This is a genomic window from Pseudomonas sp. MYb2 (assembly GCF_002979955.1).
In the GTDB taxonomy this organism is placed as follows: domain Bacteria; phylum Pseudomonadota; class Gammaproteobacteria; order Pseudomonadales; family Pseudomonadaceae; genus Aquipseudomonas.
The window spans coordinates 35,798-43,184 of record NZ_PCQC01000032.1; the positions used below are offsets into that span (position 1 = coordinate 35,798).

General features: G+C 59.1%; 6 protein-coding genes. 2 read left to right on the plus strand and 4 right to left on the minus strand.

From position 1 onward, the window contains the following. Positions 1-396: 396 nt before the first annotated feature. The 4 genes from CQ009_RS29390 to CQ009_RS29405 form a co-directional block, all read right to left on the minus strand. Positions 397-978 (minus strand): YigZ family protein, encoded by a 582-nt coding sequence (locus CQ009_RS29390; protein ID WP_064387744.1) that lies wholly within the window; start codon positions 976-978, stop codon positions 397-399. A 7-nt stretch (positions 979-985) separates the two neighbouring features. Then, positions 986-1,636, minus strand: a complete 651-nt coding sequence (locus tag CQ009_RS29395; protein WP_064387743.1) for a TetR/AcrR family transcriptional regulator — start codon at positions 1,634-1,636, stop codon at positions 986-988. Between the two features lie 88 nt (positions 1,637-1,724). Continuing rightward, on the minus strand, positions 1,725-3,113 hold the full coding sequence (locus CQ009_RS29400) for a uracil-xanthine permease family protein (RefSeq protein WP_105709455.1): 1,389 nt from the start codon (positions 3,111-3,113) through the stop codon (positions 1,725-1,727). A gap of 131 nt (positions 3,114-3,244) precedes the next feature. Beyond that, entirely contained in the window at positions 3,245-4,165 is a 921-nt protein-coding gene (locus CQ009_RS29405) for a LysR family transcriptional regulator (protein ID WP_064387741.1), read from the minus strand. Positions 4,166-4,303: 138 nt separating this feature from the next. On the opposite strand from CQ009_RS29405, the gene CQ009_RS29410 reads away from it, so the two are divergent. Both CQ009_RS29410 and CQ009_RS29415 read left to right on the plus strand, forming a co-directional pair. Then, positions 4,304-5,653 carry an aspartate aminotransferase family protein gene (locus CQ009_RS29410; protein WP_064387740.1) on the plus strand — a complete coding sequence of 450 codons (1,350 nt, stop codon included), beginning with the start codon at positions 4,304-4,306 and terminating at the stop codon, positions 5,651-5,653. A gap of 76 nt (positions 5,654-5,729) precedes the next feature. Further along, a complete protein-coding gene (locus tag CQ009_RS29415; RefSeq protein ID WP_038360740.1) occupies positions 5,730-7,223 on the plus strand; it encodes a CoA-acylating methylmalonate-semialdehyde dehydrogenase in 1,494 nt (497 codons plus the stop codon). Positions 7,224-7,387: the final 164 nt, after the last annotated feature.

Sequence of the window (7,387 nt, forward strand, 5' to 3'; positions counted from 1 at the left end):
AACGGGTTATCCACAGCTTGTTCCACAGTTATTGTGCGCAAGCCGCAAACCCGGGCATAAGCACTGCGGTGCTTTCTTCTAATGGTGATAAACCGCGCTAACTGTCTGTTTCTGTTTGAAATTTTCGTTTCGTCGGTTGAATTGAACGAAAAGTGAGCAAACCGCGCAAAGCCACGTGACAGAAGGGTTACAGCGTTATGTGCTCAGGTTATCCACAGTCGGGTGCACAGCAGATGTGGGCAACTCCGGGGAATATCGGAAAAGGGTGATGCCCTAAAAGATCGCAGCCTTCGGCAGCTCCTACACGAAAACGCTGATACCGGTATCACCCACACAATTCATGACAACCCCGGATCCTGTAGGAGCTGCGGAACGCTGCGATTTTTTGATGTTGCTTCACCGCTGCAACAAAATTCGTCCACGACTCAAATCCGCTAGCTGGGTTTGCAAAACATCGATCTGCGCTTCCCCCACCGCCAACTTCAACTCAACCCCGTTCGCCGTGAAGTTTTCTTCGATAACCAACCCACCGAGATCGGCCACCCGCAACTTCACCAACGCCAACTCGGCAAACCCGCAAGCACAACTCAACGGCACCCGGCTAATCAGCTCAACCTTGGCCGCCGTCTGCAAACACTTGTTCGCGCCACCGCCATAGGCCCGGGCCAAACCGCCGGTACCGAGTTGAATGCCGCCGTACCAACGAATCACCAGCACCGCGACCTGATCGCAATCCTGCGCTTCAATCGCCGCGAGAATCGGTCGACCCGCCGTGCCGCCCGGCTCGCCGTCGTCATTGCTGCGATATTGATCGCCAAGTTTCCACGCCCAGCAATTGTGCGAGGCATTCAAGTCGCTGTGTTGCTCGAAGAACGCCTGCGCCTCGGCAGGGCTGCCGATCGGCGTGGCGAAGGTGATAAAGCGGCTTTTGCGAATCTCTTCGCGGTACTCGCAAAAACCGCTGAGGGTGAAAGGCATAAACGTCTTATAGAGGAGGAGTGAGGCCGCAGCCTTTGAGAATGATGCGGATCAGGTTGTTGCCGGCGTCTTCCATGTCCTGCTTGGTCAGCTTGCTGCGACCGCTGACGCGACAGATCTGCGTGGCGAAGTCGGCATAGTGCTGGGTGCTGCCCCACAACAGGAAGATCAGGTGCACCGGATCGACCGCGTCCATTTTGCCCGCATCGATCCACGCCTGAAACACTGCCGCACGGCCAGTGAACCAGGCGCGGTAATCCTGATTGAAATATTCGGTCAGGCATTCACCGCCGCTGATCACTTCCATTGCAAAGATTCGCGAGGCTTGCGGCTGGCGGCGGGAGAATTCCATCTTGGCGCGGATGTAGCGGGTCAGCGCTTCGGCCGGATCGTCCTCGGCGGTGAGCGTATTGAAGGTGCTGTCCCACAGCTCGATGATGTTGCTCAACACCGCCACGTACAAACCGAGTTTGTTGGTGAAGTAGTAATGCAGGTTCGCCTTGGGCAATCCGGCATTCTGGGCGATGGTGTTCATGCTGGTGCCTTTGTACCCGTGACGGGCGAACTCGTCTTCGGCGGCTTTGAGGATGGTCTCTTCGTTCTTCTGACGAATGCGGCTGGCGGGTTTACCGCCGTGGGCTGGGACTTCAAAGGTCATAGGCACTTCCGGGTTTGTCTGTGGGTGCAACCAGTTGCGTTGATAGCGCACCCACAGGCATCCGACAAGTCCTTGCGCGATAAAACCGTTACGCCTGTTCGATCTTGTTCAGCGGCGGGTGCGCTTCAGCGGCCTCGGTTTTTGACTCCGGCAGCAACAGGCACAGGATGATCGCGGTCAGGCCACCGCTGGTGATCGCCGAGTCGAACAGGTTCTGCACCAGTTTCGGCAGCAGGTGCAGCAGGTTCGGTTGCGCAGCAATACCCAGGCCGACGCCGAACGAAGTGGCGATGATCAACATGCTGCGTCGATCCAGCGACGACTGCGCGAGGATGCGCACGCCGGCAGCGGCCACCGCACCGAACATCACCAGAGTCGCGCCGCCGAGCACCGGCTTCGGGATCTGTTGCAGCACCGCGCCGATCATCGGGAACAGTCCGAGACAAAACAGGATCGCGCCGATGTACAGGCCGACGTAGCGGCTGGCGACGCCGGTCAGTTGGATCACGCCGTTGTTCTGCGCAAACGTAGTGTTGGGGAAGGCGCTGAAGGTCGCGGCGATCATGCAACTGACGCCATCGCCGAGCACGCCACCGCGCAGGCGGCTTATATAAGAAGGGCCACTGATCGGTTGGCGAGCGAGCATGCAGTTGGCGGTGAGGTCGCCGACGGTTTCGATGGTACTGATCAGATAAATCAGCGCGACCGGCAGGAAAGCCGTCCAGTCGAAGCTGAAGCCAAACTTGAACGGCGTAGGAAAACTCACCAGCGGCAAGTCAGGCAAAGGCTGCGGCAGCAGTTTGCCACTGAACCACGCGGCCAGACTGCCCAGCAGCAAACCGATGATAATTGCCGACAAACGCACCCACGGCGTATTGGAGCGGTTGAGCAGAATGATCGTCAGCAACACAAACACGCCCAGCGCCAGATTGCCCGGCGCACCGAAGTCCGGCGCATTGAAGCCACCGCCCAGATCGGTGATGCCGACCTTGATCAGGCTGATGCCAATGAGGGTGATGACGATCCCGGTCACCAGCGGCGTAACGACTCGACGCAATTGACCGATGAAACGGCTGAGGACGATCTGCACGATTGCGCCGAAAAAGCACACGCCGAAGATCATCGCCAGAATGTCTTCCGGGCTGCCGCCGCGTTGCTTGACCAGAAACCCCGCCGACAGCACCGCACCAAGAAAGGCAAAACTGGTGCCTTGCAGGCAAATCATCCCGGCGCCAATCCCGAACGGCCGCCGAGCCTGAATAAACGTGCCGACGCCCGAGACCATCAACGCCATGCTGATCAGATACGGCAAATACGCCGTCAGCCCCAGCGCCGAACCAATCACCAATGGCGGGGTGATGATGCCGACGAAACTGGCGAGCACGTGTTGCAGCGCCGCGAGGGTGGCGGCGAGTGGTTTGGGGCGGTCGTTGAGGCCGTAGATCAGGTCGCTGGACGGTGCGGAATCTGGCTGCATGGCTTAGGGCTTCTTATCAAAGGAACGAAGTAACTCCCGCTCTGCAAAAACCTGTCCACTTGCTCAGCTTTATGAGCGAATCACCCGCAAACGTAGGAGCTGCCGCAGGCTGCGATCGTTTGATCTTGCCTTCAACGCGTCGCCGCCAGACTCTCCAGAAAGCTTTCCAGCACCAAATGAGGGCGCCGGCCCTTGCGCGTGACCGATGCGAGGCTCAAGTCATAAAAACGCGTTTGCGATTTCAACGCACGCAAGCGACCTTGCTGCACCCAAAGACTGGCGTAGTGATCCGGCAGATAGCCGATGTAGCGCCCGGTCAGAATCAGAAACGCCATGCCTTCCCGGTCGGAGGCGCTGGCGGTGCAATTGAGCGCCTGGTAATGCGCCTGAATATCCGCCGGCAACCGAAACGTCGGCGCAATCGCGTCCTGACTGTTCAGGCGTTCGTCATCCAGTTGCTTGTCATCGACATAAAACAGCGGATGGCCCACCGCGCAGTAAAGCAGCGAACGTTCGCTGTACAGCGGCTGATATTCCAGCCCCGACAACGCACTGGCCTGCGGCACCACGCCGACATGCAGGCGTCCATCGAGCACGCCTTGCTCGACTTCGTTCGGCGCAATCATGCGGATCTGGATCTGCACATCCGGCCCGCGTTCCTTCAATTGCGCGAGGGCGTGGGTGATGCGCATGTGGGGGAGGGTGACGAGGTTGTCGGTCAGGCCGATGATCAGCTCACCGCGTAAATGCTGGTGCAGGCCGTTGACCTCGGTGCGAAAACTTTCCAGCGCACTTAATAGTTGCAGCGCCGATTGATAGACCTCGCGTCCTTCTTCGGTCAGCGAAAAACCGGCGCGCCCGCGCTGACACAAGCGCAAGCCAAGGCGCTGTTCAAGATCGCTCATCTGCTGACTGATCGCCGAGCGCCCGATGCCGAGCACGGTTTCCGCCGCCGAGAAGCCGCCGCACTCCACCACGCTGCGAAAAATCCGCAGCAGGCGAATATCAAAGTCACTGACCTGGGCTAGCGGATCGGGGCGGCGACTGCTCATCTTATTGTTCTCATTGTTTAGCAAAGTTCTAACTGAAGGTTAGAAGAGTTGGATTTCACCGACTTTATCCCCGTGGCAATTTAGCTGCAACAACGCTTTTTATCTCCCTGATGCTTATGCCCTGCGAGGTTTTGCCCGATGAACATGCCTGAAAACGCGCCGTCGCCACTGGCCAGCCAATTGAAGCTGGACGCGCACTGGATGCCGTACACCGCCAACCGTAACTTTCAGCGCGACCCGCGTTTGATCGTTGGTGCCGAAGGCAGCTGGCTGATCGACGACAAGGGCCGCAAGGTATATGACTCGCTGTCTGGCCTGTGGACTTGTGGCGCAGGCCACACCCGCAAGGAAATTCAGGAAGCGGTCTCGAAACAGTTGGGCACCCTCGATTACTCGCCGGGTTTCCAGTACGGCCACCCGTTGTCGTTCCAGCTGGCCGAGAAAATCACCGAGCTGACCCCGGGCAACCTGAACCACGTGTTCTTCACTGACTCCGGTTCCGAGTGCGCTGACACTGCGGTGAAAATGGTTCGTGCGTACTGGCGCCTGAAAGGCCAGGCGACCAAAACCAAAATGATCGGCCGAGCCCGTGGCTATCACGGCGTGAACATCGCCGGCACCAGCCTCGGCGGCGTCAACGGCAACCGCAAACTGTTCGGTCAGGCGATGATGGACGTCGATCACCTGCCGCACACGCTGCTGGCCAGCAACGCATTTTCCCGTGGCATGCCGGAGCAGGGTGGTATTGCACTGGCCGATGAGCTGCTGAAGCTGATCGAGTTGCACGATGCTTCGAACATCGCCGCCGTATTCGTCGAACCAATGGCCGGTTCCGCCGGCGTTCTGGTGCCGCCGCAGGGTTACCTGAAGCGTCTGCGCGAAATCTGCGATCAGCACAGCATCCTGCTGGTGTTCGACGAAGTGATTACCGGTTTCGGTCGTACCGGCAACATGTTCGGCGCCGACACCTTTGGCGTGACCCCGGACCTGATGTGCATCGCCAAGCAAGTCACCAACGGCGCGATCCCGATGGGCGCAGTGATTGCCAGCTCCGAGATCTACCAGACCTTCATGAATCAGCCGACCCCCGAATACGCCGTGGAATTCCCGCACGGCTACACCTATTCGGCACACCCGGTGGCGTGCGCCGCAGGTCTTGCAGCGCTCGATCTGCTGCAAAAGGAAAACCTGGTGCAGAGCGTTGCCGAAGTCGCACCGCATTTCGAAAACGCGCTGCATGGGCTGAAAGGTTCGAAGAACGTTATCGACATCCGTAACTTCGGCCTGGCCGGTGCGATCCAGATTGCCGGTCGTGATGGCGACGCCATTGTGCGTCCGTTCGAAGCGGGCATGGCCCTGTGGAAAGCCGGGTTCTACGTGCGCTTCGGCGGCGACACCCTGCAGTTCGGCCCAACCTTCAACAGCAAGCCGCAAGACCTCGATCGCCTGTTCGACGCGGTCGGCGAAGTGCTGAACAAGCTCGACTGATTTTTCCTTCTATATAGCTATGCAAATAGCAGGCGCCTCTTGCGGGCGTCTGCGCACAAGAATTCAGGAGTTTTCGATGAGCGTTATCCCGCATTTGATCAATGGCGAACTGGTGACCGAGAACGGTCGCGCGGTAGATGTGTTCAACCCGTCTACCGGTCAGGCTATCCACAAGCTGCCACTGGCCAGCCAGGCAACCATCCAGAAAGCCATCGATGCCGCCAAGGCTGCGTTCCCGGCGTGGCGCAACACGCCGCCGGCCAAACGTGCTCAGGTGATGTTCCGTTTCAAGCAACTGCTGGAGCAGAACGAAGCGCGCATCTCGCAATTGATCAGCGAAGAGCACGGCAAGACCCTGGAAGACGCTGCCGGTGAATTGAAGCGCGGTATCGAGAACGTCGAGTTCGCTTGCGCCGCTCCGGAAATCCTCAAGGGCGAGTACAGCCGCAACGTCGGCCCGAACATCGACGCATGGTCGGACTTCCAGCCGCTGGGGATTGTGGCCGGTATCACGCCGTTCAACTTCCCGGCCATGGTGCCGCTGTGGATGTACCCGTTGGCGATCGTCTGCGGTAACTGCTTCATCCTCAAGCCGTCCGAGCGTGATCCAAGCTCTACACTGCTGATTGCTCAGCTGTTGCTGGAAGCGGGTCTTCCGAAAGGCGTGATGAGCGTGGTGCATGGCGACAAGACTGCCGTGGATGCGCTGATCGAAGCGCCGGAAGTCAAAGCGCTGAGCTTCGTTGGCTCGACGCCGATTGCCGAGTACATCTACGCCGAAGGCACCAAGCGCGGCAAGCGCGTTCAGGCACTGGGCGGCGCGAAGAACCACGCAGTGCTGATGCCGGATGCCGATCTGGATAATGCGGTCAGCGCACTGATGGGCGCCGCGTACGGTTCGTGCGGCGAGCGTTGCATGGCGATCTCGGTTGCTGTGTGTGTGGGCGACCAGGTGGCGGATGCGCTGGTGGCGAAACTGGTTCCACAGATCCAGGCGTTGAAAATCGGTGCCGGCACATCGTGCGGTCTGGACATGGGTCCACTGGTGACCGGACAGGCGCGCGACAAGGTCAGCGGTTATGTGGATGACGGCGTGGCAGCGGGCGCGACCCTGGTGGTCGACGGTCGTGGGTTCAGCGTGGCGGGTCATGAAGAGGGCTTCTTCCTCGGTGGCTGCCTGTTCGACAACGTCACCCCGGAGATGCGCATCTATAAAGAAGAGATCTTCGGTCCGGTACTGTGCATCGTTCGTGTGAACAGCCTGGAAGAGGCCATGCAACTGATCAACGATCACGAATACGGCAACGGCACCTGCATCTTCACCCGTGACGGTGAAGCGGCGCGTCTGTTCTGTGATGAGATCGAAGTCGGCATGGTTGGCGTAAATGTGCCGCTGCCGGTGCCGGTGGCTTACCACAGCTTCGGCGGCTGGAAGCGTTCGCTGTTCGGCGATCTGCACGCGTACGGTCCGGACGGTGTGCGCTTCTATACCCGTCGCAAGGCGATCACTCAGCGCTGGCCGCAGCGTGCGAGCCACGAGGCTTCGCAATTCGCGTTCCCTAGCTTGTAAGTAGAAGGGCAGAAGGCCGACCTCATCGAGGTCGGCCTTCGTGTTTTCGGGGTTTTTGGACCGATGTGACAGAATTATGAAAATAGGGGTTGACGGCAGATTTGAGATGTCTATAATTCGCCCCACTTCCGGCGCAGTCGAAACGGAAAACTCCTTGAGATTCA